The sequence below is a fragment of the Blautia hansenii genome (assembly GCF_013304445.1).
In the GTDB taxonomy this organism is placed as follows: domain Bacteria; phylum Bacillota; class Clostridia; order Lachnospirales; family Lachnospiraceae; genus Blautia.
Genome location: NZ_JAAITA010000064.1, coordinates 1 through 855, shown reverse-complemented (window position 1 = coordinate 855; position 855 = coordinate 1). Strand labels below are relative to the sequence as shown.

Genomic DNA, 855 nt, shown 5'->3' with positions numbered 1-855 from the left:
CCGTTTCCACTTACACTATTCGCCCCAGCATAGCTGGGGGATTAGACTTTTCATTCAGACTTGTCTCTTTTCCGGTGTAAGACTGAATCGGCTGCGCATCTCCTCCCTTTGGATAGAGGCTTTGATTAAACATGTTCATAATAGCAATAATTTCACGTACATCAATTACGTTTTTGTCACCAACATGTTCATTCTGCTTAAATGCAATACGATTATAGAAACTTTCATTTTTCAGAGCTGCTTTAATCGGCTCAAAACTACGATTTAATTCCTCGATAGAACGCTGATCCACCTGAACAGACTGATTTCGAGCTTCAGCAAGTTCCACTGGTGAGGAAATTCCTGTAAAAAATTCAAAAAAAACATACTGCTCAAAGAACAGTTCATTATTCTTTTGTTTTGTAAGAATAATCTTTAAAGTATGACCTCCATCAATATTTCCATGTATCTCAGGGTCCGATAAAGTAACTTTAATCATTCCTGTCTTATTATCATAGGCAAACTTGTCTACAGACATTACAATACCTCTATTCTTTTCATGGAAATTCTTGCATCCACTGTCAATGCTTTTTGCAATTTCTTTTGCGACATTTGTTGTAAGCTTCTGGTCTCTAGGATTAGTACGCATCCAATCTTCAAACTTTGCCGGAACATCCTGTAATCTTACATAACAAACATACTTTTTAGAACCATCCTTTGTAAGTTCACTCATTGGATTATCCATCTTCTTTACCTGCTTTGCAGGAAATTTAATAATACTTGCCATTTTTATCCTCCTTATGGTCATCGATTTTGCGAATAGTCATGACCACCCGCTTAGCGGGTGGCATGTTCTCCCCCTATAAGGGGATATTA

The 855-nt window shown here is 37.3% G+C and carries 1 protein-coding gene; it reads right to left on the bottom strand.

The window, feature by feature from the left end; translation table 11 throughout:
• Window positions 1–10: 10 nt before the first annotated feature.
• On the bottom strand, window positions 11–766 hold the full coding sequence (locus tag G5A70_RS15500) for an AIPR family protein (RefSeq protein ID WP_173750336.1): 756 nt from the start codon (window positions 764–766) through the stop codon (window positions 11–13).
• Window positions 767–855 lie beyond the last annotated feature (89 nt).

Excerpts from the sequence above, each read along its gene's own strand:
- G5A70_RS15500 (WP_173750336.1), bottom strand. The coding sequence starts at position 766 with ATGGCAAGTATTATTAAATTTCCTGCAAAGCAGGTAAAGAAGATGGAT.